General features: G+C 50.8%; 26 protein-coding genes and 1 tRNA gene. 12 read left to right on the top strand and 15 right to left on the bottom strand.

Translation table 11 applies throughout. The features are described 5' to 3' along the window. Positions 1-12 precede the first annotated feature (12 nt). Entirely contained in the window at positions 13-615 is a 603-nt protein-coding gene (locus tag ACSV5M_RS04350; RefSeq protein WP_439174363.1) for a Maf family protein, read from the top strand. Here the strand turns inward: ACSV5M_RS04350 and ACSV5M_RS04355 are convergent. Both ACSV5M_RS04355 and rluC read right to left on the bottom strand, forming a co-directional pair. After that, positions 593-1237 carry an HAD-IA family hydrolase gene (locus ACSV5M_RS04355; protein WP_439174364.1) on the bottom strand — a complete coding sequence of 215 codons (645 nt, stop codon included), beginning with the start codon at positions 1235-1237 and terminating at the stop codon, positions 593-595. The two genes, ACSV5M_RS04350 and ACSV5M_RS04355, sit on opposite strands and share 23 nt — an antisense overlap. A 33-nt stretch (positions 1238-1270) precedes the next feature. Beyond that, complete coding sequence (gene rluC / locus ACSV5M_RS04360) at positions 1271-2260, bottom strand: 23S rRNA pseudouridine(955/2504/2580) synthase RluC (RefSeq protein WP_439174365.1); 990 nt, start codon at positions 2258-2260, stop codon at positions 1271-1273. 807 nt (positions 2261-3067) lie between these two features. On the opposite strand from rluC, the gene rne reads away from it, so the two are divergent. From rne to ACSV5M_RS04395, 7 genes are all read left to right on the top strand, one after another. Then, a complete protein-coding gene (rne, locus tag ACSV5M_RS04365; RefSeq protein ID WP_439174366.1) occupies positions 3068-6064 on the top strand; it encodes a ribonuclease E in 2997 nt (998 codons plus the stop codon). A 170-nt stretch (positions 6065-6234) separates the two neighbouring features. Next, positions 6235-6324 (top strand) — tRNA-Ser (locus ACSV5M_RS04370). 205 nt (positions 6325-6529) lie between these two features. Continuing rightward, entirely contained in the window at positions 6530-7207 is a 678-nt protein-coding gene (locus tag ACSV5M_RS04375; protein ID WP_439174367.1) for a Bax inhibitor-1/YccA family protein, read from the top strand. Between the two features lie 60 nt (positions 7208-7267). Next, positions 7268-7660: a sulfurtransferase complex subunit TusD gene (gene tusD, locus ACSV5M_RS04380; RefSeq protein ID WP_439174368.1), complete on the top strand. Its 393-nt coding sequence runs from the start codon at positions 7268-7270 to the stop codon at positions 7658-7660. 1 nt (position 7661) lies between these two features. Further along, complete coding sequence (tusC, locus tag ACSV5M_RS04385) at positions 7662-8024, top strand: sulfurtransferase complex subunit TusC (RefSeq protein WP_439174369.1); 363 nt, start codon at positions 7662-7664, stop codon at positions 8022-8024. Between the two features lie 5 nt (positions 8025-8029). After that, positions 8030-8338, top strand: coding sequence for a sulfurtransferase complex subunit TusB (gene tusB / locus ACSV5M_RS04390; RefSeq protein WP_439174370.1), 309 nt, complete (start codon positions 8030-8032; stop codon positions 8336-8338). A 2-nt stretch (positions 8339-8340) separates the two neighbouring features. Beyond that, complete coding sequence (locus ACSV5M_RS04395; RefSeq protein ID WP_439174371.1) at positions 8341-8673, top strand: TusE/DsrC/DsvC family sulfur relay protein; 333 nt, start codon at positions 8341-8343, stop codon at positions 8671-8673. On the opposite strand, the gene ACSV5M_RS04400 is transcribed toward ACSV5M_RS04395, so the two are convergent. The 11 genes from ACSV5M_RS04400 to ACSV5M_RS04450 form a co-directional block, all read right to left on the bottom strand. Next, complete coding sequence (locus ACSV5M_RS04400) at positions 8660-10030, bottom strand: alanine/glycine:cation symporter family protein (RefSeq protein WP_439174372.1); 1371 nt, start codon at positions 10028-10030, stop codon at positions 8660-8662. The two genes, ACSV5M_RS04395 and ACSV5M_RS04400, sit on opposite strands and share 14 nt — an antisense overlap. A 218-nt stretch (positions 10031-10248) precedes the next feature. Continuing rightward, positions 10249-10599: a preprotein translocase subunit YajC gene (gene yajC, locus ACSV5M_RS04405; protein ID WP_439174373.1), complete on the bottom strand. Its 351-nt coding sequence runs from the start codon at positions 10597-10599 to the stop codon at positions 10249-10251. Between the two features lie 136 nt (positions 10600-10735). Then, positions 10736-11179, bottom strand: a complete 444-nt coding sequence (locus ACSV5M_RS04410) for a helix-turn-helix domain-containing protein (protein WP_439174374.1) — start codon at positions 11177-11179, stop codon at positions 10736-10738. Positions 11180-11404: 225 nt separating this feature from the next. Beyond that, positions 11405-11878, bottom strand: a complete 474-nt coding sequence (gene bcp, locus ACSV5M_RS04415; RefSeq protein WP_439174375.1) for a thioredoxin-dependent thiol peroxidase — start codon at positions 11876-11878, stop codon at positions 11405-11407. Positions 11879-11932: 54 nt separating this feature from the next. Then, complete coding sequence (locus ACSV5M_RS04420; protein ID WP_439174376.1) at positions 11933-13636, bottom strand: diguanylate cyclase domain-containing protein; 1704 nt, start codon at positions 13634-13636, stop codon at positions 11933-11935. Positions 13637-14113: 477 nt separating this feature from the next. Continuing rightward, positions 14114-14995: a carbon-nitrogen hydrolase gene (locus ACSV5M_RS04425; RefSeq protein ID WP_439174377.1), complete on the bottom strand. Its 882-nt coding sequence runs from the start codon at positions 14993-14995 to the stop codon at positions 14114-14116. After that, positions 14992-16032, bottom strand: a complete 1041-nt coding sequence (locus ACSV5M_RS04430; RefSeq protein WP_439174378.1) for an agmatine deiminase family protein — start codon at positions 16030-16032, stop codon at positions 14992-14994. The genes ACSV5M_RS04425 and ACSV5M_RS04430 overlap by 4 nt, the downstream gene beginning before the upstream one ends. 157 nt (positions 16033-16189) lie before the next feature. Further along, the gene (locus ACSV5M_RS04435; RefSeq protein WP_439174379.1) at positions 16190-16759 is read right to left on the bottom strand and encodes a hypothetical protein; all 570 of its coding nucleotides are present in this window, start codon (positions 16757-16759) and stop codon (positions 16190-16192) included. Positions 16760-16795: 36 nt separating this feature from the next. After that, the gene (locus tag ACSV5M_RS04440) at positions 16796-18421 is read right to left on the bottom strand and encodes a hypothetical protein (protein ID WP_439174380.1); all 1626 of its coding nucleotides are present in this window, start codon (positions 18419-18421) and stop codon (positions 16796-16798) included. A 144-nt stretch (positions 18422-18565) separates the two neighbouring features. Next, entirely contained in the window at positions 18566-19084 is a 519-nt protein-coding gene (locus tag ACSV5M_RS04445; RefSeq protein ID WP_439174381.1) for a lipocalin family protein, read from the bottom strand. A gap of 43 nt (positions 19085-19127) precedes the next feature. After that, entirely contained in the window at positions 19128-19253 is a 126-nt protein-coding gene (locus ACSV5M_RS04450) for a hypothetical protein (protein WP_439174382.1), read from the bottom strand. A gap of 17 nt (positions 19254-19270) precedes the next feature. Between ACSV5M_RS04450 and ACSV5M_RS04455 the strand changes: the two genes are divergently transcribed. Further along, positions 19271-19786 (top strand): molecular chaperone DnaJ, encoded by a 516-nt coding sequence (locus tag ACSV5M_RS04455; RefSeq protein ID WP_439174383.1) that lies wholly within the window; start codon positions 19271-19273, stop codon positions 19784-19786. A gap of 3 nt (positions 19787-19789) precedes the next feature. Here the strand turns inward: ACSV5M_RS04455 and ACSV5M_RS04460 are convergent, their stop codons facing one another. Then, positions 19790-20590, bottom strand: a complete 801-nt coding sequence (locus ACSV5M_RS04460; protein WP_439174384.1) for a methyltransferase domain-containing protein — start codon at positions 20588-20590, stop codon at positions 19790-19792. Between the two features lie 33 nt (positions 20591-20623). Continuing rightward, a complete protein-coding gene (locus ACSV5M_RS04465) occupies positions 20624-20941 on the bottom strand; it encodes a MazG-like family protein (protein WP_439174385.1) in 318 nt (105 codons plus the stop codon). A 97-nt stretch (positions 20942-21038) separates the two neighbouring features. Between ACSV5M_RS04465 and ACSV5M_RS04470 the strand changes: the two genes are divergently transcribed. From ACSV5M_RS04470 to ACSV5M_RS04480, 3 genes are read left to right on the top strand one after another with little or no spacing between them, the layout of a single operon-like run. Beyond that, positions 21039-21338 carry a GIY-YIG nuclease family protein gene (locus ACSV5M_RS04470; RefSeq protein ID WP_439174443.1) on the top strand — a complete coding sequence of 100 codons (300 nt, stop codon included), beginning with the start codon at positions 21039-21041 and terminating at the stop codon, positions 21336-21338. Continuing rightward, positions 21325-21939, top strand: a complete 615-nt coding sequence (locus ACSV5M_RS04475) for a tRNA-uridine aminocarboxypropyltransferase (protein ID WP_439174386.1) — start codon at positions 21325-21327, stop codon at positions 21937-21939. Before ACSV5M_RS04470 ends, ACSV5M_RS04475 begins: the two co-directional genes overlap by 14 nt. Before the next feature lie 43 nt (positions 21940-21982). Continuing rightward, complete coding sequence (locus tag ACSV5M_RS04480; protein WP_439174387.1) at positions 21983-24907, top strand: insulinase family protein; 2925 nt, start codon at positions 21983-21985, stop codon at positions 24905-24907. Positions 24908-25017: the final 110 nt, after the last annotated feature.

A 25017-nucleotide genomic window follows, 5' to 3' on the forward strand; every position in this document is an offset into this window, starting at 1 on the left:
TCCGAGGGTTTAATGCAAACTATTATCCTGGCCTCCAGCTCCATTTATCGCCGCCAGCTATTGGATAAATTGGGCATCCACTACCAATGGCAAGCACCCGATATAGATGAAACACCCATAAGCGGGGAATCCCCGACCGCTTTGGTCAAACGCCTTGCGCAATCCAAAGCTATGGCCCTCGCACAACATTATCCGGCGGCACTGATCATTGGTTCGGATCAGGTTGCGGCTCTGGAAAATCAAGTCCTGGGAAAACCTGGCAATCACACCCGCGCCAAAGCGCAACTCACCATGGCAAGCGGCAAAAAGGTGACCTTCTTTACCGGCCTGGCACTGTACAACAGTGCTACCAAACGCGTGCAAACATGCTGCGAAACCTATCAAGTCAGTTTTCGCCCATTAGCTGATGCGCAAATAGAGGATTATCTGGCCCGCGAACAACCCTACGATTGCGCGGGCAGCTTCAAATCCGAAGGGCTGGGAATCGCTTTGTTTGACAAACTGGAGGGTAGAGATCCCAATACCCTCATAGGTCTTCCTTTAATTACCCTGATTGACATGCTTCACAATGAAGGAGTTGCAATATTAGGCACTAAACCAGACGCGGCCAGGTAAGCAATTCGTCAAAACGATCCATGCATAATTCAGGTTCATAAGGATGCAAGCGATCAACGTGGTGGGCGCCATAACTGACAGCAATACGCGGCATGCTTATCGTACGCGCCATCGCCATGTCATATTCTGTATCCCCCACCATGACTGACTCTTTAGAGGGAACCGAGAACTCAACCAGCAGTTGTTCCAACATCAAGGGGGGCGGCTTGGACGCGGTTTCATCGGCACACCGGGTAGCATGAAAGAATGAAGACATTCCCAGATTAGCCAGGATTCTATCCAGCCCACGCCGGCTTTTCCCTGTTGCTATAGCCAACTGGTGCCCCTCGGCCCGCAGATGTTCCAAGGTTTCCTGCACAGCGGGAAACAGCATGGAAGGACGCAGCTGATCCAAGGCGACAAAATGAAAGGCGTAACGATCACGAATTTGTTGTCGCTCTACCTCCCCACGCAACGGAAACAGCCGGGCAATAGCCTCTGGTAAGCCCAACCCGATAATTTCATGAACCTCTTTATCCAGAGGTACTTGCCAACCCAAATCGTCAGCGGCCATTTGCATGGCTTGCGTAATCATTCCCGTTGAATCACTCAGGGTTCCATCCCAGTCAAAAATCAATAACAACTGGTCATCTCCTGCAAATAAATAGCTGCGAAACTAGCATGCAGACAGCCTGGCCAGCGGTTCTGCCAGATCAGGCGTTAATGGGGCTTTAACGATGGTCAACACTGACTGATCCGGCAAGTAGAACCCCAGCTCTGCCGCATGTAGAAAAAGACGCTTTATGCCTAGCTGTTGCATATCTTCATTAATGTCGTCCCTGCCATATTTTTCATCCCCCACCAAACTATGGCCGACATATTGCGCATGAACACGAATCTGATGGGTACGACCGGTAATCGGCCGGGCTTCTATCAGGGTAAAGTCCCGATACGCCTGGAGTACCGTAAATTCGGTCAGGCTTGGTTTTCCTGCCGGGTTAACCTTCACAATACGCTCTCCGTTACCTATTTCGGATTTAAGCAACGGAGCATCGACACGTCGGCAATCGACTGGCCACGCACCAATCACCAAGGCCTGATATACCTTGCGCACGCCACTTTGTCCTTTATTACGCAACGCGGCCTGCAGATGGCGCAGCATGCTACGCTTCTTGGCGATCATGATACAACCGGAGGTATCTCTATCCAGCCGGTGGACCAGCTCAAGATAGCGGGCATCCGGACGCATCTGACGCAGCACCTCAATCAACCCCAGGCTCACTCCACTGCCACCATGAACCGCCAAACCTGGCGGTTTGTTAATAACCAGTAAACCGTCGTTTTCAAACAGAACTGCCTGCTCCAGCTTACGGGTCAACACATTACTCGGTTGGGGAGGTGCCGCTTGTTCGACCAGCCGAACCGGAGGAATCCTGACAATGTCGCCTGCGAGGAGCTTGTAATCCGGCTTGCATCGACCTTTATTTACCCTGACCTCGCCTTTACGCAAGATGTTGTATACCCGCGATTTAGGTACGCGCTTGAGGCGAGCCATCAGAAAGTTATCAATACGCTGACCGGCTTGGTCCGCGTCTATCTCAATAAATTGAACTTGGGCAAGGGTAATATCGGCGACGACGTGTGATTTAGGAGAGGCTTTTTTCATGGCGCGATCATACCGCAAACCTTATCGCTCGACATGTAGCACACATAAGTTATTCGACTAGACTTGATAATGAAGCATCCTTATCGCACCCCGTTCATTGAAGCCAATAATGAATGCTGCTATATTCGGCGGCGCCGAGACAGGCAGGTTTCCGGATAACGCATTGAAAAGGCGTGTCAATTAGGAAATACCGCTGACGGCGAAAGGAGGCTTTGACCCTTGAGGCAACCGATTGGGAACACTCGGGTCCAATACTCCACGAAACAAACAAAACGGTATTTTCGCAACTGGTATGTGTTGCGCAAATACACTGTAACAATCGCGCCTAACTGCGTTATAGCTATTGTTAATACCGAAAGTGTTTTGTAGGACTCTAGATTCTACGTATTGCCAGATAAAAATTCTGGATGTGATCCACCCTGACAAGCGAATGCCGCGCCACAGAACCAGGCCGGAGATGATATAAACCCGCGAGGTCATATCATGTTAGCCGTACAGGCTAGGCAAATTGCGATCACTATCCTGAACCGGTTGCTTGATTTTTTGCAGCCAGCAGTACATGAGCGGACTGGAATGACAACCGTCCAAAAACTGAGTTAAATGGGAAGAGAACTATCTATCAGCGCAGGAATGTTATCCGTCACGAGCCGAATATTCGCCCATGACAAGTCCAGACTGAACAGCATCTGCCCACCAACCGCTGTCGCGAGCATTCTGTAGCGCGGCAGTCTACACGGTTGCACAAAACGCCTCTGTGTTGACCCTAGTTATTTCGTTGCGAATGCGCTCGAACTAATCAGGTAACACATGAAAAGAATGCTTATCAATGCAACTCAACCCGAAGAGTTGCGCGTAGCACTGGTCGACGGCCAGTGGCTCTATGACCTCGATATAGAAAATCGCAACCGCGAACAGAAAAAATCGAACATCTATAAAGGCCGCATCACCCGGGTTGAACCAAGCCTTGAGGCCGCCTTTGTTGATTATGGTGCCGAGCGTCACGGCTTCCTCCCTCTGAAAGAGATCTCCCGCGAATACTTCACCAAGAATGCCGGCGACACTGACGGACGCGTCAAGATTAAGGACGTCCTCAAAGAGGGCACAGAAGTTATTGTGCAGATTGATAAAGAAGAGCGTGGCAACAAAGGCGCTGCACTCACCACCTTTATTAGCCTGGCTGGCCGCTATCTTGTGCTGATGCCGAACAACCCGCGGGCGGGCGGCATCTCCCGCCGTATTGAGGGCGAAGATCGCGCCGAACTCAAAGATGCGCTTGGCTCCATCGAAGTCCCCCAAGGTATGGGTGTGATTATTCGCACCGCAGGCGTGGGCCGTAGCGCCGATGAATTACAGTGGGACTTGAACTACCTGCTGCAACTGTGGAGTTCAATCGACACTGAGGCCAAGAAATCCCCCGCTCCAACCTTTCTCTTCCAGGAAAGCAACGTCATCATTCGTGCTATCCGTGACTACTTGCGCCAGGATGTTGGTGAAGTCATTGTTGATAATAAAGAAGCATTCGAACTGGCTTCGGCTTTTATTCAACAAGTCATGCCCAACTACCGCAGCAAGGTAAAGCTCTATCAGGACGACATTCCTTTATTTAACCGTTACCAGATTGAGAGCCAGATCGAAACCGCCTTCCAACGGGAAGTGAAACTGCCTTCTGGCGGTGCGATTGTAATCGACGTTACCGAAGCGCTTGTTTCGATCGACATTAACTCTTCACGGGCGACCAAAGGCGGTGACATCGAAGAAACCGCACTGCAAACCAACCTGGAGGCAGCTGACGAGATTGCACGGCAATTGCGTTTGCGTGACATGGGCGGCCTGGTCGTTATCGACTTTATCGATATGCAGCCCGTACGCAATCAGCGCGAAGTAGAAAACCGTATGCGTGATGCTCTGTTGATGGATCGTGCACGGGTTCAAATCGGCCGCATTTCACGCTTCGGCTTGCTGGAGATGTCCCGCCAGCGTTTGCGCCCCTCACTGGGAGAAATACATTCCAAAGTATGCCCACGCTGTAATGGTCAAGGCACCATCCGTGGCACACGCTCTTTAGCTTTGGCTATTTTGCGCCTGGTAGAAGAGGAAGCACAGAAAGAGCGCAGCGCTGAAATTCGCGCTATCGCACCTATGTCGGTAGCCACTTATCTGCTCAACGAGAAACGCAAAACCATTTCCAACATTGAAGCGCGCAATAATACTCGCGTCGTGATTGTTCCCAGTGCAGATATGATGACACCTCATTTTGAGGTACAGCGCCTGCGCGACGACGATGAAGGGACACTGGAAACCAGCTACAAGATCACGCCGACGGCAGACGAAGGCAAAGAAGAAGACGAAGAGATGACCGTGAAGGCTCTGCCAGTCAGCAGACCTGCCGTTCAGGTTACCGCACCGTCACAACCAGCGCCTGAGCCCGTTAAAAAGCCAGGTGTTATCGCCCGCTTTATCAGCCTGTTACTGGGCTTGTTCAGCAATGACAAATCCAGCGGCGACAACAAAGGCCATAAGCGCGACCGCAACCGTCACAGTCGCAACAGAAATCAGCCACAGTCACGCAATCGTCGCGACCGTAATCGTCGCGATAAAGATCGTAAAGATGACCGGGAACTTCGCGATAATCGTGAACCTCGCGAATCAAGCGATTCGCCAACCAATGAAACACGCAATGAGCGCGGCGCCCGCGAAAATGACCGCCGTGAGAACCGTCATCAAGCGCGCGACAATGGTGAGGCGAACAGAGATAGTAAAGACAGGGATATTAGGGACAGAGACAACAAGGAAAGAGAGAGCAATGACAATCGCCCACAACGTGGCAACCGAAATAATCGCGATGATCGCGATAATGCGCGCCGCAACCAAGCGAACAATGAACCGGCTGTAGAAACCAAAAATGACAATGTCGAGGTGGAGCAGGATAGCGATGACCGGCCAGCAAAACGCCCAGCCGGACGTCGTGCGCGCTCCCAACAACGCCGTCGCGGACGTCGGGAATCTTCAGAGGATAATGCACAGAATCCTGGAACGGCTGAATCAGCAACCGCTGCAGCCCTTGACATCACCACCGGCGAAGCTGCGGTAAACGAAACAGAATTTGGTTCGAGTGTCTCCGCCGAAACGGAAATGTTGAATTCGCAAGTGAAAGAAGCGATTGCCGCACAAACAGCGGCTTTTGAGCAACAGATCTCTACAGCGGAGCAGCAAGAGGTAGAAGTACAGGTAGTAGAAGCACGTGAAGTGGAAACGGCAACTACTTCCAATCAATCATTTGTGATTGACCGAGAGCCAATGACACCAGTTGCTGAAGTGCATACTATTGCCGAAAAAAATCGCATCGCATCGTCCGCACCTTCTGTATCGCAGGTTTTTGAAGCCCCGCTGCCTAAAGACGGCGTAGCAACTGAAGAAGACACAGCTATAGAGACTGCATCTACAGCAGCACCGTTAGTAACACACGTTGCCGCTGAGCAAGAACAACCCGAACAGGTCGTCGCGAAACCAGTTGACGTTATTGAAGCAACTGTTGAAACACAAGCAGAAGCGGAAACGGAAAGCAGTGAGCCAGTTGCTACAGAAGTTGTTCGCGCCAACAATGATCCTCGCCGGGCACCGAAGCCAGCAGCGGTTCATATTGTGACCGAGACATTGACCCGGGTTCAGCCGCGCGCGCTGGATACCAGCATGCCGGCAAGTGTTGAACACAACCCTCGCCCCTTGACTCGCCCATCTAACGACCCACGCCTCGCGAAACGCGCGGCGCAGACAACCGAGGTGAAGGCAGAAGACCAGGAATAAAATTGACATTGTGTTTATTCAAAAGCCGGGCTTTGGCCCGGCTTTTTTATTTCCGCTAAATTGTATGTGGCGAATTGTTCAGGTTATGACCGCAGATACAAAGACAGGCGCAAATATTATTCCTTGCGTCTTGCTCACCGATAAAACCTATGTATAATTTGCACCTCTTCGGAAGGGTGGCAGAGTGGTTTAATGCACCGGTCTTGAAAACCGGCGTAGGTGCGAGCCTACCCAGGGTTCAAATCCCTGCCCTTCCGCCATCTATGTCGACAGACAAAACAAAAGGCGCCGCACTCCGGCGCCTTTTGTTTTTCAACTTTGCTGCTTGTGAACTGTTAATTTGCCCCCATGTCCAATAGGCAGTGTTTCAATAGACTTCTGGCCACCAATATAATCTCTTGGAATTTGTAATCCGACTTTGTATGATGACCATCACTTTTTAACAAAGCCCAGTGGAGATTCACCATGCAAGAGCTTTATACCCAAACAGCATCAACCAGTACCCTCGAGGTAAACAAGGTACTGCGTAATACCTATATGTTACTCGGCATAACCCTGGTATTCAGCGCCCTTACTGCAGGTATCAGCATGGCAGTCGGCATCGGTCACGGTGTCGGCCTGATTATGAGCCTCGTCGCTTTGGGCTTGATATGGTTTGTTCTACCACGCACCGCCAATTCATCCACCGGCCTGGTCGTTGTCTTCGCCTTTACTGGCTTGATTGGTGCGAGCCTGGGGCCGATCCTGAACCACTACCTCGCATTCGCTAGTGGCGGTTCTATCGTGCTGCAAGCATTAGGTGGCACAGCATTGATATTTCTTGGCTTGTCCGCCTACACCTTGACTACCCGTAAGGATTTCAGCTTTCTGCAAGGTTTCGTGGTAGTCGGCATGATGGTAATGATTGCCGCGATGTTGATATTGATCGGCGCTTCCCTGTTCGGATTCAATGTCTCAGGCTTGCAATTGGCCTTCTCGGCCGGTGTGGTGCTGTTAATGTCCGCTTTGATCCTGTATCAAACCAGTGCAATTATCCACGGCGGCGAGACAAACTACATCATGGCCACCACCAGCCTGTACTTGTCGATCATTAACCTTTTCACAAGCCTGCTCCATCTGTTAGGTGCGGCTGGTGATGACTAAATTCCACGTAAATTATTAAAGAAAGCCCCGTTAATACGGGGCTTTTTTATTTATCACATTATGATTTTCTCATTAGCCGTTTATTCAGCCCCCCACAGCTCGCAAGCCAGCGACACTGCGTATCGGTTTGCCGAAGCGTTGCTGGCGCAGGGGCACAGTCTATATAGAGTCTTTTTTTATCAGGACGGGGTTCACAATAGCAGCAACTTGCTGACGATAGCGCAGGATGAGGCCGATATACCCTCCCGCTGGCAACACCTGTCCAGCACACACCAGGTTGACCTGGTTGTTTGTATCGCAGCGGCACTGAAGCGCGGGATACTCAACCAGGAAGAAGCCGACCGCTATGAAAAACCGGCGCACAACCTTCGACAAGGCTTTGCCCTCAGCGGCTTGGGGCAACTGGTTGACGCAGCCCTGGCATCAGATCGGCTAATCACTTTTGGTAGCTAGCATGCGCAAAAAAATTCTGTTTATCAGCCGACATGCGCCCTACGGCTCTTCAATTGCCAAAGAAGCACTCGATGCCGTACTGACAATGGCTGCCTATGAACAGGACCTAAGCCTGTTGTTTATGGACGACGGGGTTTTTCAACTACTCCAAAACCAGCAAAGCCACGAAATTGCACAAAAAAATTTCGCAGCTATGCTGCCTATCCTCCCTCTATACGAAGTGGAAAACATTTTTGTACACTTGGAATCGCTACAGGCACGTGGCATCACGGAAAATGAACTTCTCCTCGACAGTGTCCAGGTTCTTGACAGCCATGCTGTCAGTGTCTTACTGGCACAGCAAGACCAACTGCTGAGCTTCTAATCACAATGAGCACTTTGCATACCGTTAACAAGTCGCCGTTCACCCACGGCACCCTGGCTTCCTGCCTATCTATATGCGCGCAAAATGACGGGATTTTATTGCTTGAGGATGGGGTTTTCGGAGCGCTGGCCACAGCACCCTGTGCCGATAAACTCACCGAATTGATCGAGTCAGGAGTGAAAGTCTATGCACTTTCCAACGATATTAAAGCGCGCGGTCTGCAAGAAAAACTTCTGAACAATATCCTGCTGACCGATTACACAGGCTTTGTACAGCTGAGTATCGATCATCGCTGTGTCCAAAGCTGGTATTGACGATGAAGGTGCAGATTGATGGCCAGATCATTGAAACTGATAAAGAAGGCCATCTCAAAAATCTTAAAGAATGGAATGAAGCTGTAGCCGAGCATCTGGCTGCGCAAGAGGATATTGTGCTGTCCCCTGCGCACTGGGAGATTGTTTATCTCCTGAGAGAGTTTTATGCCGAGTTTGAGCTAGCCCCGGCTATGCGGCCGCTGGTTAAACGCGTTGCTCAAAAACTCGGTAGTGACAAGGGTCGCAGCATCCACTTAATGCAACTCTTCCCTCCGAGCCCGGCAAGGGTTGCGGCCAAAATCGCCGGCTTGCCGCGCCCTGCTAACTGTCTGTAGCTTTTTCCTGACTGTCCCGCTGTGCAAAGTACGACCTGGTCAAACCGACGACTACTGGACTGAGTATAATCAGTGCAATCAAGTTAGGCACTGCCATCAGACCATTGAGTGTATCCGCCAACAACCAGACGAAATCCAATTGGGCTGTCGCTCCCCAATATACCGCTATCACCCAAAAGATTCGAAATGGCAGGATAGTTTTAACACCAAATAAATAACTCCAACACCGTTCGCCGATGTAACTCCACCCCAGAATGGTAGTGAAGGTGAACAAAATCAACGAGAGCGTCAGCACATGCCCGCCAATTCCCGGCAACGCTGATTCAAAAGCAGCTATCGACAAGGCTGCCCCACTCTCTCCGCTGCTCCAGACGCCTGAAGAGATAATAGCCAGACCCGTCATCGTGCAAATGATGATGGTATCAATAAAGGTGCCCATCATGCCGATCAGGCCCGACTTCACCGGGTTATCACTGGTACCGGCAGCCTGCGCAATACCTGCAGTCCCCAATCCGGCCTCATTAGAAAATATACCGCGGGCAACACCATAACGAATGGCAGCCATCACCGCTGCACCGGCAAAACCACCCGTTGCAGCAGCGGGAGTAAATGCATGAGTAAATATCAAGGAGAAAGCAGCAGGAATGGCCGATAGATTGATAAATAAAACCACTATCGCGGTCAGCACATAAACGACACACATAAACGGTACCAGCGACGCGGCGACCTTACCAATGCGCCTTATACCCCCAAGAATGACAGCAGCCACAATGATCATTGTTAAAAAGCCAGTCAGGCGCACATCAACTGCAAAACTCGATTCAAGTGCTTGCGCCATGCTGTTCGCCTGAACCATGTTGCCTATCCCAAAACCGGCGAGCCCACCAAAGAGAGCGAAAAGCGCAGCCAACCATGCCCAGCGCGGGCCCAACCCGTTTTTAATGGCATACATCGGACCGCCGACATGCTCACCGTTTGTGTCACGCTCTCGATAATGCACAGCCAAGACCACTTCAGAATATTTTGTTGCCATTCCGACCAGTGCTGTGCACCACATCCAGAACAGGGCGCCGGGTCCACCCCAGAAAATAGCCGTTGCCACTCCCGCAATATTGCCAGTTCCCACCGTGGCAGCGAGGCACGTCATCAGCGCTTGAAAAGGGCTTATTAAACCTGTTTCCGGATCGCCCTTTATCCTGCCCTGCCAGAGAGACTCCACCCCTTGCTTGATACGCATTAGCGGCATCAGCCGCAAACTGATCATCAGGAAGCCCCCCGTCCCGAGGATCAACATCAACATTGGCGGCCCCCAAACCAGGCCATTGAGGAAATTCACCAGATTATTGATAGCATCCATGAAGTAGACTCAATTGTAGAGGAAGAAAATCGCCGAATAATTCTTACCAAAGAACCAGCGAGGCGTTGAAAAATATCAGTGATGGGAAGATAACAAAATTTATGCTTGATCGCACAAACTAATCAATCGCTTGAGAAAGGATTATCGCAGAGGGATGTTAATGTAAATATTTGAGCAATATCAGGGCGAACCGACGTTCGCCCTGCAAAAAAAGCAACCTAGTCTTTAGCAGCATCAATAGACTTGATCGTGCCTTTAGGTAATACCGCATGAACGGCAACCTTCTGGAATTTCAGTTCAATGTTGTTGCCCGTTTCCAGCACCACATAGTTTTCATCGACCTTGACCACTTTACCCAACATACCACTGGTCATAATGACCTCGTCGCCTTTGGCCAGGGCAGAAACGAGCGCGGTGTGCTCCTTTTGACGTTTGCGTTGCGGACGAATGATGAAGAGGTACATGAACACAAACAAACCACCAAACATCAATAAGGTCACCATTGGGTTACCTTGTGGTGCTGCGCCAGTTTGCGCTTGTGCCATAGCGGAGGAAACAAAGAAACTCATGAAACTAACCCCTGTTATTTAGAAAAGCGCTAACTCTACCCTGTTTGCACAGAGCAGGCAATTAGCGCTCCCTCCTGACGTCCTTACGGATCGCCGTTGCAGAGTTAGTCGCAAGAGCCAGGCTCTTGCGCTGCGGTCAGGCGTAATCGCGGAACAGCTTGCGGAATACGCTGGGAGAAAGGCCCGTCCAACGTTTAAAGGCGTTGGTGAAGCTTGTGCGATCAGAAAAATCCAGGGCTTTGGATACTGTATCGACACTCATATGCTCATCAATTAAATATTTGATTGCATAGTGGAAACGCATGCTGTCTCGCAACTGGGCAAAGTTAGCTTGCTGCTGTTGCAGACGGCGTTGCAGCGTCCTTTTTGAAAGGTTGATGTCTTCGGCAATCTTATCGATTGACAGCTCAGCGTGACCAACACGCTGTTGCAGTGCATCCATGACACGCGCAGACACCCCTTCGCAAGAAGGTATTTTTGCCATTTCCAAATATTCTTCATAGGATCGAATATGTGATCCGTCAAAAGCGTTTTCAGATGCGGCATCGTTGTTGCGGTATATACGTTGTAACTGAATCATACAGGCCTCTCCTTCTGCCAAACTAAGCTGGGCATTTATTATCGAGAAAGTGTTTGCACACCGATTGAGAGAAACAAAAATTTAACTTCGATTCCTCCCTGCACAAACTTAAGCCTACTTTCCGTGTGCACTCATTATAGGCCAATACTGGCAGATACAAAGTCCATCTCACAAAAATTTCCTGGTTAAAAGCTGCGTAAGATCACACAATTCTAAATCCGTTTTTTAAAAGTGCTCTTTGATGTAAGCAATGACTTCCTGGTCATGAGTTTTGGTATTTACCTTGTCCATGATATAACGCAAACGTCCATTTTTATCGACGAAAAAGGAAGTTCGTAATATACCCATAAACTCCCTTCCCATAAATTTTTTCAAACCCCACACACCGTATTTTTCTGCAACGGCATGGTCTTCGTCGGCCAATAAATCAAAGTTAAGATCGTATTTATCAATAAACTTTTGTAATTTTTTCGGGTTGTCCGGACTGATGCCCAAGATGACGGTATCGAGTTTTGCCAATTCTGCTTTCGAGTCCCGAATACCACAAGCCTGAGTGGTACAACCCGGTGTTGCGGCTTTTGGATAAAAATAAATCACTACATTCTTTTTACCCTTAAAATCTTTCAACGAAATCGCTTCGCCTGATTGATTTTGAAGCGTAAAGGCCGGGGCCAGATTGCCTATCTTGGGAAACGTCATGAGCACTCCAATGAAAATTTATCCTATTTATCCCTGATAAAAAGGTATTGCAGCTCAGTTGACGTTACCATTATCCATAAGTTGCCGATGAGCAACTGTGCATTCAATTGCACCCGTACTTATATTCAAACGATTACGCCCGAGCGTTTTCGCATCATACATTGCACGATCTGCAGAACGCAAAAGCGTTTCCGGGTCATTACCGTGGTCCGGGAATACGCTTACACCAATACTGGCACTGACACGAGACATGTTATCGGCAGCCCCGGTTTGATTTGACAGTGCATAAAGAATCTTCAATGCAACCTGCTCCGCATCCGCAACAGCCTGGATATTTTCCAGTATTACAACAAATTCATCGCCCGCTAGTCGGGCAGCAATATCCGTTTCCCGAATACTTCCCTGAATACGGTTCGCTACTTCAACCAATAATCGATCACCGGCTTCGTGACCCAGAAGATCATTAACCTGTTTAAAGTGATCAAGATCAATAAACAACAGTGCCAGCTTCTCATTTTTTCGCCGCGCGCTTTGCAACGACCGGGTAAAAGTCGCGTTGAACATGTAGCGATTGGCAAGCCCTGTCAATGGGTCGTAGTTTGCCAACACGCGGAGATTTTCTTCTGTACGTTTCCGCTCAGTAATGTCAGAAAATATCGTAACGTAGTGAGTCAAATTGATAAAATCATCGTAAACCCCATAAACCGCCAACTCTTGCGGATACTCACTTCCATCAACTCGCACACCCAAAGCCTCTCCACGCCACTCCATTCGGTTGTTTACCTGCATTTTTATAACTTTATGGAATTGTTCCGAGGGTATGTCGGGATGTTGGAAAATATAGCCGCGCCCGACCAGGGAGTGCTCCTGATGTCCACTGATCTGGCAAAAGGCCCGATTGGCGGCTAGTATCCGGAAATCCTTATCCAGCATCACCACTGCATTTTTGGTACATTTAAAAGCCGTTGAATAAAGCCTCAGTTGCTGTTCAGAAATTTTTCGTTGGGTCACATCGCTTACCGTGCCCGACATGCGCGTCGGTAACCCATCGCTGCTCCATTCAACAACACTGCCACGAATCTGAATCCAGCGATATTCCGATTCAGTATCGTGCCTTGGAATACGGTATTCCCCTTCGAATGATGTGAGTTCGCCAGCCGCAACTCGTCTGAAATACTGCTTGGCCTGCTCTGCATCTTCTGTAAATAACCGCTTAAGCCACAGCCGATTATCAACAGCCAGTTCCTCCGGCTTTACATCAAGGATGCTGCAACAATTAGGATCGATGTAGGAGTTATTTTCCTGGATATCCCAGTCCCACACGCCTTCACCGCTGCCGCGAAGCGCCAGGGACAAACGCCGCTCACTGCCGATAATGTTGTGCTCTCGACGCAGGATTTTACCGAGCATGTGGCGGATACTGCGGGAGAGAATATTGATTTCCGTAATCCGGGTGGTTGGCTCCAGCTGATAGCTGTCGGTGTTCGCGCTCAATTGTGTATTGGCTATCAGGTGCGTAATCGGGCGTGCTAATTGATCCCCCAGGTAGCGGGTGGTGAGCGACACCAATCCAATAGAGCCAACCAGGCACATCACACTAAAAATAATGAAAGGGAGTATGGAAAGCTGTGGCCCCCCTAAAAAATACCAGCAAACGAAACCGCTGATACCCACCAAGGTGAATACCCCACCACAAAAGCCGACCAGGACGCGGCAGAGAAACTGGTTAAGGGTAATTAATTGCTCAGGTTTTTTCACACGTGTCCTGCAAAGAAATGCACTATACATATGGCTCGTTTGAGCCACCTTGCCACCTTGCTGTACTACTCCAGGGGATAAATATGAACAGGCCAGAAAGAACTTGAGCCAATCGTTATCGAATGTAAGCCAACGGCTACCGCTCCACAATATGGTAACTCACCGTGACTGTCGCTTGGTTCAACGATAGACCATACTTTTCATTCTGTCGAGCCAACCCGGCAAGAGAATAATCCAACACATCTTAGGTATCGAGATCATTTTTGTACTTACGAATAAGCATACAGGCCCAGAGTTTTTATATGGCTATTATCGGCACATAGTATTGAGCAAAAGCAGTATGAGCTTAATAAGTATTGAAGAAAAAAGTGATGAGCGGCAAACAAATTTCTGACGGACAACGTTGCCCGTCAGATTTTTAAATTTCCAGCTTGTCAGCGAAACAATAACCGGAAAAAGAGTGATTAATCAGATCAGTTAATCGCGATAAATTTTTACCAGATCAGCATAATGATCGATTCGACGGTCACGCAAATAAGGCCAGATTCGCCGCACATGTTCACTGCGCTCCATATCTACCGTAACCACCTGGGTCACTTCGCGATCATTGGCAGCCTGAAATAAAAATTCACCCTGGGGGCCAGTGACAAAACTGTTTCCCCAAAAATCAATGCCTGCCCCGCCGGCAGGGTCCGCTTCATGACCAACACGATTGACGCTGACAACCGGAACACCGTTAGCGATCGCATGGCCACGTTGTACGGTGATCCAGGCTTCCCGCTGGCGATCCTGCTCTGCAGCGTCGTCCTCCGGGTTCCAACCGATCGCAGTGGGATAAATCAGCAATTCTGCACCGGCCATAGCCATCAACCGTGCAGCTTCCGGAAACCACTGATCCCAACACACTAATACACCCAGTTTACCCACCGAGGTTTGAATGGGATTGAAACCCAAATCACCGGGCGTGAAATAAAATTTTTCGTAGAAACCGGGATCATCAGGAATATGCATCTTGCGATATTTGCCCGCAATACTCCCGTCTTTTTCCAATACCACAGCCGTGTTGTGGTGCAAGCCCGTCGCACGCTTTTCAAACAGCGAAGCCACAATAACCACACCCAATTCTTTGGCTAATTCACCCAGTGCCTGGGTACTGGGACCGGGAATAGGTTCTGCCAGATCAAAGGCCTCGACCTGTTCTTGCTGGCAAAAATATAACCCACGATGCAGCTCCTGCAACACAATTAACTGGGCACCTTGCTGCGCCGCCACGCGGATCTCAGCCATGGTTTTTTGCAGGTTTGCGGTGGTATCCGCTATGCAAGCGTGTTGAATAATCCCGACGTTTAAAAGTTTCATAACGGCTCAAGAACTCCTTCGGGTAATTGCATGGTGATGCAGTGCAGGCTGCCGCCCTGCTCAATCAGGGTCGCACAGGGAATCCCCAGGACATCGTAACCGGGGAACGCCTGGGAGATTTGCTCCAGCGCATCTTCGTCCGTCATACATTCGTAGATGGGCACCAGTACAGCTTCATTAAGAATCAAAAAATTGGCATAGGTTGCAGGTAAACGCTGGCCTTCGTGGTTATAAATCGCCTGCGGCCAAGGCAGCGGGATAAGCTTGTAAGGCTCGCCGTCCGCATCTGTCATACCGACCAGTTCAGCTTCCATTTGTTTAAGTTCGGCATAGTGTTCGTCGGCGGGATCATCGCAGGCAACATAAGCAATTACGTTGTTCGGGCAGAGGCGCGCCAGGGTATCGATATGACTATCGGTATCGTCGCCAGCAAGATGGCCGTGATGCAGCCAATTGATCTTGCGCACTCCGAACGCCGCTTTCAAACGCACCTCAATCTGCTCTTGCGTCAATTGCGGATTGCGGTTGGTGTTGAGTAAGCAGGAAGCTGTGGTTAATAAGGTGCCTTTTCCATCAGTTTCGATAGAGCCGCCTTCCAGTACCCAATCCTGTTGCTCAAGGGTTGCGGCAGCAAAGGCACCCTGATCAAACAGATTGCGGGTAATCTGATTATCGAGATGGTGGGCAAATTTATTTCCCCAGCCGTTGAATTGAAAATCCAGTAGCTTCATGCCCTCATCCGTCTCGACCGTCAGCGGACCGAAATCCCGCGCCCAGGTATCGTTGGTCGGCGTAGGGTAAAGGTAGATGTACTCCATGGGGGCGTCCATGGCCGCAAGACGCGCGCGGATGTTATCCAATTCTTCCGCCGGAGCAGCGATGACCAGATCAGCGTAATCGCAGATAACGGTCGCCAGGGCTTCGTATAATTGAGTGACATCATCCAGAATCCAATCCCAATCGGTACCTTTATGCGGCCAGGACAGCAGCACGGCATCCTGGGGTTCCCATTCGGCTAAAAGGCGTTGGCCGGCCATAGTCATACCTCGGTGATATATATAAAGAAGCGGGTGCCAGTAGGCACCCGGGGGATGGGGCGGGATTATAGCTCAGAATCCACAAGCGGGCTGCCAGTGAATGAGAGGGATTATCATTAGCCTCGAAGGATACCGGGTGTTGCTGACCAACTGATTGTTATGGTTGTTGAATAACAGTTTCCTGCGCCGGCAGCGGGATAACCCCTTCTGAAGTGCCTGTTTTCTGGCGCGACTCTGTGTCCGGTCCTACTTGCACAATAGCTGAGAGGGCTCTTGTGGTTTGACGCCCCTGATAATCTACAACCACCTGAATCCGAACGTAATACCTGCCCGGCTCCGCAGCCATCAGGCGTAGCGGCAGGGAGTAGTCGCCATTGTCGCGTAAGGGAAAGGCGTAATGTGTGGCGCCCTCAAGGATAAACAGCCCCTCGCTGGTGTTGAGCGTGACAGTCATTTCTCCCTGGTTATAGGAAGCGGAAAGCCCCAGATCTACATCAGCCGCCACACCCGGCTCAAGTCGATGCACACGATTTTCTCGCAGGCTTACCTCTGCACCCGGTTTGCCGCGATGGGTTTTGTGGTGGTCGGTCGACTTTTCTTGCGCAATGACGGGCGGTTCAGCCGCAGACGGCAAATCTGATCCAGCCTTCGTCGCGACTTCATTACTACAGCCACTAACAACGAACAGAGTTAGCAGCCAGAACAGACCTTGTACTTTTTGAAACATATCCACCTCAGGGGTTTGCATAACTGTGGTAATTATTTATTGACGTGCAATAAACACGTTGAAACAGGTGGTGACATTACTCGAGCGACCGACATTCGCGTAATCAATGATTTCGACAATATAGTTCCCTGAATCCAGAGCGACAGTTTGTAGTTCTACATCATTGGCTGAAGATGCACCTTCATGAATAATCTCGCCACGTGAATGAATAAAAAAATCCGGATCACTTTGGGTAACAAAATCACCCCCAGACCTTTCAATACGCACAATGTAATTACCGCTTTGTGTTATCGATAAACGAAGAAACTGGTTGACTCCCAACTTGTTGTAATCGGTATGTTCTGAGGTACTGCACACACTGGTGGATGTACCACCAATCGACAAGCTTTTGTAAATCGGCAAATTAATGCTGTTGCCACCGCTATTGGTTTCGCCATTGGCATATTGGTTGACGCTATTGATATCCTGCTCCTCAAGCAGCCCCTCAAGCACGTTGCGATGCGCTGGATATCGTGCAACAAGTCGTTCAGCGAACAGAAAAATGGTTGCCAGACTGTCCGCGTTGTAATATGAACCGTCAGTCAATGTAGATAAAATCGGCGAAAAATCTTTGGCCGTTTTATTCGCACTGCTGAGAAAGTAATTATATAAAACGGACTCCACAGATGCTTCACTATACCAGCCCCGCACAGGGTGATTTTTCTCCCTAACATCGTACATAAAACTATTGGATTGATTGAAACCGATACTGTCACGATAAATAGGATCGTCCAACATCATCGCAGCAAAGGCATTGCCAAAGCCTTCTGAAAAAGCAACACGCATATCCAGGTAATCACCATACTGGTGAGGACCACCAATAGAATCAGACCGCGCTAGTGCGTCTTCAATATAGTGTCCCCATTCATGGACGATAACATGGCTATCAAATTCATCGGTGTCCTGGTCAGCTTCACCAAGAATATAAATTTCATTATCAAAGTAATAGCTGGTGCCGATTTCGCCACGGTCAGGATCTCCGTCCGCTGTGATGTTACTTACACTCCAAAACAGCTGTAACGGCGGAAAATTTCCAGCGTATCCCGCATCAACAAATTGTTGCAAACTGGTATAAACCGCATCGAGGATTGCAAAGGGAGCGGCGGGCCGAGATGTTGCATAATTACCACTATTCCAATCGGACGGCGCGTGTAAATTACGTTGTGAATCAGTGCCGCCAACACTGGCTTCACTGCCCACCAATGCGTACAAACGATCATTATTTGTATTGTCATTGACGGTCATATTCCAGGAAGGCGCCTGGTTGCGCTGTAATTGCGCTTTGACCTGAACCCGTAAAACGGTGTTGGCTTCAACCGCAACACTGTAAAAGCCGTTATTGTCTGTGGCAGTAATGGCAACCGGCGTGTTGGTTGAATTCACCAGTTCCACAACAGCACCACGAACCGGTCGCGTTTCTATAGCCGAATAATCAAGGCCAATAAAATCTTCATTGGAAGGGACAAATTCATAGGTGACTGTTCCGCTGACGGTAACCGAATTTTCAGGGGTTGGACTACCCCCACCACCGCCTCCCCCACATGCTCCCAGCAGTAGCATCAACGAACACAACAACACACACAAACTCACATTCAAGGTTCTACCTCGGGAGCGGAGACGCATACATAGCCTCTGATAACAAAGCGGTGAGGGTTACGGTCGGGAATGACAGTCAAGCGTAACGGTCTTTATGGTTTGGTCTGAGCATAGCGAAAAAAGCCTGATCTGCCCATTACATTATCCACAAATCAAACCGATAGCCCGCGCTTAATGCTCAACATAAATCAGTTCTTCGGTAGCAAATCCCAAGCCTTTCGCCGCTTTTACCAATTTATCGACAATCGATGAATCCAGATTCGGTGTGCGCGCCAATATCCATAAGTACGAGCGGTCCGGCCCACAGACCATGGCGTACTGGTAATCGTCATCAAGCGCGATAATGTTGTAGCCACCATAAAAAGGCCCGAAGAAGGAGACCTTTAGCTGGCCGGTATTTTTATCGCCCACAAAATAGGCTTTGCCGGTCGCCTCGTCCCACTCCTGCTTTTCCGTATCAAACCCACGATTAACCACCTTGACGCCCCCGTCGTCACGCAGGCTGTACTCCGCTGTCACCTTCTCCAGGCCGCGCTCGAACGAATGATCCAGGCGGGCGATTTCGTACCAGGTGCCCAGATAGCGCTCAAGGTCAAAATCGTCGACCGGTTTGATATTTTCCGGCAGGCCGCTACACGCCTGGAGCAGTGATATACCCAGAATAAACAGTGCTGTCTTAATCTTTTGCATTGACGTGTCCTTGATGACCAAGCGGAAAACCATCACATTGATTCTATCTGCGCTGTTTGTCTGTACGCGCGTTACCTAAATCTAAAATACGCTCATCCACTGCAAATAGACGTTCGATGGCTGCAAAAGCATCTTTTGCACCGCTATAATCGGCGGCAATTTCGCTCATTGAGACAGGCGGGCTGCATGTTACAAAGTATTCTGTTGATTCTGGTGGTGATCGGGGCGTTTTGGGGCTACCGAAAATTAGGCCACCTTGATCCGAAAGCGCGCCGCCGCATTCTGCTGCGCAGCGCTATTGGGGCCGTGGCATTGCTGTTGATTATGGCGGCAGCGACTGGCCGCATGCATTGGCTGGTTGCTGTCATTGGTGCGCTTATTCCTTTTATGCGCGGGTTATTGGGCATCGGCTTGCAGTTTTTGCCGTTATGGCTGAAGCATAAAAACCGTGAACAACCCGGTGAGCACCAGCAACATACCCGCAGCCCAGCGCCGCAAACCACCATGGATACCAAAGAGGCGCAGGATGTTTTAGGCCTCAAAGGGGATCTCGCCCGGGGTGAGATAACGGCAGAGATGATCAACGATGCCCATCGGCGCCTGATACAAAAGCTGCACCCGGATCGCGGCGGCAATGATTACCTGGCGTCCCGTGTCAACCTGGCGCGGGACCTGTTGTTAAAACGGATCGAGAAACCCTAGCGATCAACCGCCGGTTTTCTCTCCGATAACATGGATGTAACGCCCCAGGGAGCGATAGGGTTCCTGGCGAGAAAACAGCAATTCCAGCGCGATTAATTCATCCGGTGACCGCTCGCGCTGCTGCCCATCCAGGATGTAATCGTGAAATACGCGGATGCCGCTACGCGCCATCACAGTCAAGGGCAAATCCTCCAACCAGGTATCCACCTGTTCCGGCACCAAAGGATTGATTGGTGTCAAACTACCTTTTGCTCCGCCAAAATCCTGCGCGATAATTTTTTTGAAGTTGGTACGCAACAAATTTTTAAAGATCAATGAATGACGGTTGTAATAGGTCAGCGACAACCAGCCGCCGGGTTTGAGGTATTGCAGTAGACACGGCAGCAGTGATTGTGGCTCCGCCATCCATTCCATGACCGCATGGCACAACACCAGATCAAACTGATCATCCGCCAGGTGTTGCGCCAGGGTTTGAATCCCGCAGTGAACCAGCGTGACCTGTTGTTGCAACCCTGCACTATCAACCTGTTCGCGCGCGAGCTTCAGCATCTCCGCAGAGATATCACACAACACCACCTGGTGCCCTGCCTTCGCCAGGGTCAACGAAAATTGCCCCTGTCCACCGCCGGCATCCAATATGCGCAACGGGGTTTCTGCCGCGAGCACATGGGGAATACATTCAGAAAAATCCCGCTGTAATACCGCGAGGCGCACCGCACCTTTTAAACCGCCATAGATATTTTTTTTGAAGCGTCCCGCCAGGTCATCAAAGTTGCGATCCTGCGAGGCATTTTGTTTGGCCATGATTAACTACCAAAGATATGAGATAGCCACTGATTATCGGGTTGCGTTTTTATCAATTTTTTGCGCGATGGCGGCAGGCATATTAATGTCGAGCCGGGCACACAATTCGGTCAGGTACATCACGATATCAGCGACCTCATCTGCTACCCGGTTTTTTGCTTCGGTATCATCTTTCACCTGCTGCGCTTGCTCATCGGTTAGCCACTGAAAAATTTCCAGCAGCTCCGCCGCTTCCACAGCAACCGCTGCGGCGAGGTTTTTAGGCGTGTGGTATGCTTGCCAGCCTTTAACCGCCGCGCGCTGGCGGAATGCCTGATGAATGTCGGCCAGGTCAAGTGTGTGATTTTTCATGAATGATGCCACTCTAAACAAGTCCTCGTGTATCGCGTCGGCAACTGCCCCATCGGGTGAATGTCCGGCTGAATCCAGCGCTAATAAATGCTGGTACGTGTATATGATCCGCAGCAACGACAACCAGCTTTATACCGGCATTACCACTGACATCCTGCGCAGATGGCGAGAGCATAGCACCGGCAAAGCCGGCGCGCGTTATTTTCGCGGTCGCAAACCCGCAGCTTTGTGCCTGCTGGAAACCCATCCTGATCGCAGCCATGCCAGCAAGCGCGAAGCCGCACTCAAACAATTGTCCCGCCGAGCCAAGGAACAATTGCTACTGCAACGCACTGCAGAACAAAACGCGCGCCTGAACGACTTCAATACGATGTTTCATCATAATGACCACGCCTGAGCGACCCTATTGCGGCCATTGTCAGCGTCCGTTGCGCACCTGTGTGTGCCGGTGGATCGTTCCGCTTTCGAATCTGGTTGAGGTGATCATCCTGCAACACCCGCTGGAAACACACAACGCAAAAAATACAGCGCGCTTGCTGCATCTGAGCCTGCAACAAAGTCGCTTGGTGGAAGGCGAACAATTTACTGATGATTTTTTAGCCGCGCTGCTCGGTGAGGGAGATAAAACCAATGTGTTGCTGTATCCCCCAACCCCCGAGGAAGCTACCCTTAAACTGACCGCGCCGGCGCCCTTGCCACAACTGCCGTTACCGGAACACATTCGCCTGATCGTTATTGACGGTACCTGGCGCAAAAGCCGCAAGATGCTATATCTCAATCCCCTTTTGCAAGCACTGCCACGTTTGTCATTAGCGGACTGCCCTCCTTCGGCCTACGCTATCCGTAAAGCACAAAAAGACAATCAGCTTTCCACACTGGAAGCAAGTTGTTACGCTTTACAGCAATTGGAAAATACCCGGGTGGATTACGCTCCGCTGTTACAGGCATTCAAAGGATTTGTGCGACAACAGCAAGCCTTTATACCACCGCGCCACTGAGGTATTTTCTCGCCGTTCTCACCTACAGGATTCCGAGCGTTTTATGACTATTGCCCACCCCAGTTTTGAGTTACTGCGCAGCCAACACATTGAAGCCCTGAAGATCCGGGTAGAGGAATATCGCCATAAGGCCACCGGTGCGCAGCATATTCACCTCGCCGCCGATAATAATGAAAACGTGTTTCTCGTTGCCCTGCGTACCGTACCCCATGACTCAACCGGCGTGGCTCACATCCTGGAGCATACCGCCCTGTGCGGCAGCGAACGATATCCGGTGCGCGACCCTTTCTTTATGATGGTACGTCGCTCACTCAATACTTTTATGAACGCCTTCACCAGCTCGGACTGGACGGCTTATCCCTTCGCCAGCCAAAACCTTAAGGATTTTAACAACCTCCTGGACGTGTACCTGGATGCTGTATTTTTCTCGCGCCTGGATGAACTGGATTTTGCGCAGGAAGGTCATCGCGTGGAATTCGCAGAAACGGATAACCCTGATTCGGAGCTGGTTTTCAAGGGCGTGGTCTATAATGAAATGAAAGGCGCCATGAGCTCAGTAGCTTCGCAGCTCTGGCATACGCTGTGTAAATACCTTTATCCCAGCACCACTTACCACTACAACAGTGGCGGTGACCCCGAGCACATCCCCGACCTGACGTATGAGCAGCTAAAACACTTCTACCAGACCCACTATCACCCCAGTAACGCCATCTTTATGACCTATGGGGATATTCCGGCCGCCACCCATCAAGCGCGCTTTGAATCCCAGGCGCTGTCGCGTTTTGAAGCTCTGGACAGTGTGATCAGCGTACCGGCAGAAAAACGCTACTACGCTCCTATCAGCGTTGAAGAAGCCTATCCGCTGGACGAAACCGAGGGTGAAGACCTGGACCATAAAACCCATGTCGTCATGGCCTGGTTACTGGGCAAGACCACCAACCTGGCGGAGAGCCTGGAAGCCCACTTGTTGTCCAACGTATTGCTGGACAACAGCGCATCACCCTTACAGCAAGTCCTGGAAACGACAGACCTGGGCCAGGCGCCCTCGCCCCTGTGCGGCATGGACGATTCACAGCACGAAATCGCTTTTGTCTGCGGCCTTGAAGGTTGTGCCCTGGAGGACGCAGACCAGATCGAACAGCTCATCCTGGATACCTTACAGCGGGTCGCGGAGGAAGGTGTTCCCCAACAACTGCTGGAAGCCTCTCTGCACCAACTGGAACTGCAACAGCGCGAAGTGGGTGGCGACGGATATCCCTACGGGTTGCAACTGATCATGACCAGCCTGACGGCGGCGACCCATCGCGGAGATCCCATTGCCCTGCTGAATCTGGACACCGCATTGGCAGACCTGCGCACCAAGATCCAGCAGCCGGATTTTATTCAGCAATTAGCCCGTAAATTACTGCTTGAAAACCCGCACCGCGTTCGCCTGACCCTGCGGCCGGATGCACAGATGAATCAGCGTGTCAAACAAGCGGAAATTGCCCGGCTGGCTGAATTGAAAGGCCAACTGAGTGAAGCCGACAAACAGGCGATTATTGAGCGCAGCCATGCCTTGCAAGCCCGTCAACAGCGTAAGGATGATGAAAGCCTTCTGCCCAAGGTCGGCCTGGAAGACATCCCCCCGCAACTGCATTACATCGGTGGTAGCCACGAGACCTTCAACGGCTACCCCCTGCGGCGTTACAGTGCCGGTACCAATGGCCTGGTCTACCAACAGATCACCTGCAAACTGCCCGCCCTGGACGACGAGTTGAAATCCCTGTTACCGCTCTACTGCGTTGCCATGACCGAGCTGGGTGTGGGCGATAAAGATTACCTGGCTACCCAGCGCTGGCAGGCCGAGGTGGTCGGTTCCATCAATGCATTCAGCAGCGTACGCGGCAGCGGCGATGATGTGCAGGCTATTGATGCTTACCTGACGCTGTCCGCCAAAGCACTAACCCGTAACAGCGCCGCCATGAGTGATTTAATGCACGCCACGCTAACCCAGGTGCGCTTTGATGAACTGAGTCGGTTGCGTGAACTGGTCGCACAAACCCGCGCCCGCCGCGAGCAAAGTGTCACCGGGAATGGCCATAGCCTAGCCATGAGCGCCGCCTGTGCCGGTATGAGCCCCGCCGCGAAACTCACGCATGAACTCAGCGGGCTGGCAGGTATCCAGGCACTCAAGGCCTTGGATAACAGCCTGGACGATGAACAGCAACTTCGGTCTTGCGCCGGGAAACTCGCCTGCATCCACCAACTTGTCCTCAATGCCCCACGGCAGTTCCTGCTGGTGGGTGAACAGGAGCATCTGGATGATTATCTGGCTGATCTGCAACATCGCTGGCCCGCCCAGTCTGTGTCGACAGATTTCCAGGCGTTCTATTTACCGCCGGTAAACGAGCAGATCCGCGAAGCCTGGCTCACCAACACCCAGGTTAACTTCTGTGTAAAAGCCTATCCGACCGTACCCGCTGACCATCCGGATGCAGCCGTACTGACAGTATTGGGTGGCTTCCTGCGCAACGGCTATTTGCATCGCACCATCCGTGAGCAAGGCGGCGCCTACGGCGGCGGCGCCAATCAGGACAACCACAGCGCCGCTTTCCGCTTCTATTCCTATCGTGATCCGCGTCTGGCGGACACCTTGAATGACTTTGATGCGGTGCTCGACTGGCTGCAAAGCACGTCCCATAACTGGCAGTCTGTTGAAGAAGCCATCCTCGGTGTGATCGGCAGTATCGATAAACCCGGCTCTCCGGCAGGCGAAGCCAAAAGCACCTACCACGCCGAGCTCTTCGGGCGTACCCGCGAAAAACGCGAGCAATTCCGTAATCGGGTACTGGCGGTAACCTTGGCCGACCTGCAGCGGGTAGCCTCCACCTATCTGCGCCCGGAGAAGGCCAGCCTCGCGGTAGTCAGCCATAATGGCCAGCGGGATGCGTTGGGTAAATTAGGCCTGGTGCTCAAAACTCTGTGAGGCAAGTGCTGAAAATCTTGGTCACATGGTTTTCAGCCTTAAACTCAACTATATTGCTTTAGGCTATAACGACAATTTGCCATAGGGATATACGGGATAATCCCTGTAGC

Origin of the sequence: Cellvibrio sp. ARAG 10.3 (genome assembly GCF_051846955.1) — a bacterium.
In the GTDB taxonomy this organism is placed as follows: Bacteria; Pseudomonadota; Gammaproteobacteria; order Pseudomonadales; family Cellvibrionaceae; genus Cellvibrio.

Excerpts from the sequence above, each read along its gene's own strand:
- ACSV5M_RS04410 (WP_439174374.1), bottom strand. The coding sequence starts at position 11,179 with ATGATTCAGTTACAACGTATATACCGCAACAACGATGCCGCATCTGAA.
- ACSV5M_RS04440 (WP_439174380.1), bottom strand. The coding sequence starts at position 18,421 with ATGCGTCTCCGCTCCCGAGGTAGAACCTTGAATGTGAGTTTGTGTGTG.
- yajC (WP_439174373.1), bottom strand. The coding sequence starts at position 10,599 with ATGAGTTTCTTTGTTTCCTCCGCTATGGCACAAGCGCAAACTGGCGCA.
- ACSV5M_RS04395 (WP_439174371.1), top strand. The coding sequence starts at position 8,341 with ATGAAGGTGCAGATTGATGGCCAGATCATTGAAACTGATAAAGAAGGC.
- ACSV5M_RS04350 (WP_439174363.1), top strand. The coding sequence starts at position 13 with ATGCAAACTATTATCCTGGCCTCCAGCTCCATTTATCGCCGCCAGCTA.
- rluC (WP_439174365.1), bottom strand. The coding sequence starts at position 2,260 with ATGAAAAAAGCCTCTCCTAAATCACACGTCGTCGCCGATATTACCCTT.
- ACSV5M_RS04375 (WP_439174367.1), top strand. The coding sequence starts at position 6,530 with ATGCAAGAGCTTTATACCCAAACAGCATCAACCAGTACCCTCGAGGTA.
- ACSV5M_RS04480 (WP_439174387.1), top strand. The coding sequence starts at position 21,983 with ATGACTATTGCCCACCCCAGTTTTGAGTTACTGCGCAGCCAACACATT.
- ACSV5M_RS04465 (WP_439174385.1), bottom strand. The coding sequence starts at position 20,941 with ATGAAAAATCACACACTTGACCTGGCCGACATTCATCAGGCATTCCGC.
- ACSV5M_RS04435 (WP_439174379.1), bottom strand. The coding sequence starts at position 16,759 with ATGTTTCAAAAAGTACAAGGTCTGTTCTGGCTGCTAACTCTGTTCGTT.
- ACSV5M_RS04445 (WP_439174381.1), bottom strand. The coding sequence starts at position 19,084 with ATGCAAAAGATTAAGACAGCACTGTTTATTCTGGGTATATCACTGCTC.
- ACSV5M_RS04425 (WP_439174377.1), bottom strand. The coding sequence starts at position 14,995 with ATGAAACTTTTAAACGTCGGGATTATTCAACACGCTTGCATAGCGGAT.
- tusB (WP_439174370.1), top strand. The coding sequence starts at position 8,030 with ATGAGCACTTTGCATACCGTTAACAAGTCGCCGTTCACCCACGGCACC.
- ACSV5M_RS04455 (WP_439174383.1), top strand. The coding sequence starts at position 19,271 with ATGTTACAAAGTATTCTGTTGATTCTGGTGGTGATCGGGGCGTTTTGG.
- ACSV5M_RS04475 (WP_439174386.1), top strand. The coding sequence starts at position 21,325 with ATGACCACGCCTGAGCGACCCTATTGCGGCCATTGTCAGCGTCCGTTG.
- rne (WP_439174366.1), top strand. The coding sequence starts at position 3,068 with ATGAAAAGAATGCTTATCAATGCAACTCAACCCGAAGAGTTGCGCGTA.
- ACSV5M_RS04430 (WP_439174378.1), bottom strand. The coding sequence starts at position 16,032 with ATGGCCGGCCAACGCCTTTTAGCCGAATGGGAACCCCAGGATGCCGTG.
- tusC (WP_439174369.1), top strand. The coding sequence starts at position 7,662 with ATGCGCAAAAAAATTCTGTTTATCAGCCGACATGCGCCCTACGGCTCT.
- ACSV5M_RS04460 (WP_439174384.1), bottom strand. The coding sequence starts at position 20,590 with ATGGCCAAACAAAATGCCTCGCAGGATCGCAACTTTGATGACCTGGCG.
- tusD (WP_439174368.1), top strand. The coding sequence starts at position 7,268 with ATGATTTTCTCATTAGCCGTTTATTCAGCCCCCCACAGCTCGCAAGCC.
- ACSV5M_RS04400 (WP_439174372.1), bottom strand. The coding sequence starts at position 10,030 with ATGGATGCTATCAATAATCTGGTGAATTTCCTCAATGGCCTGGTTTGG.
- ACSV5M_RS04450 (WP_439174382.1), bottom strand. The coding sequence starts at position 19,253 with ATGAGCGAAATTGCCGCCGATTATAGCGGTGCAAAAGATGCTTTTGCA.
- bcp (WP_439174375.1), bottom strand. The coding sequence starts at position 11,878 with ATGACGTTTCCCAAGATAGGCAATCTGGCCCCGGCCTTTACGCTTCAA.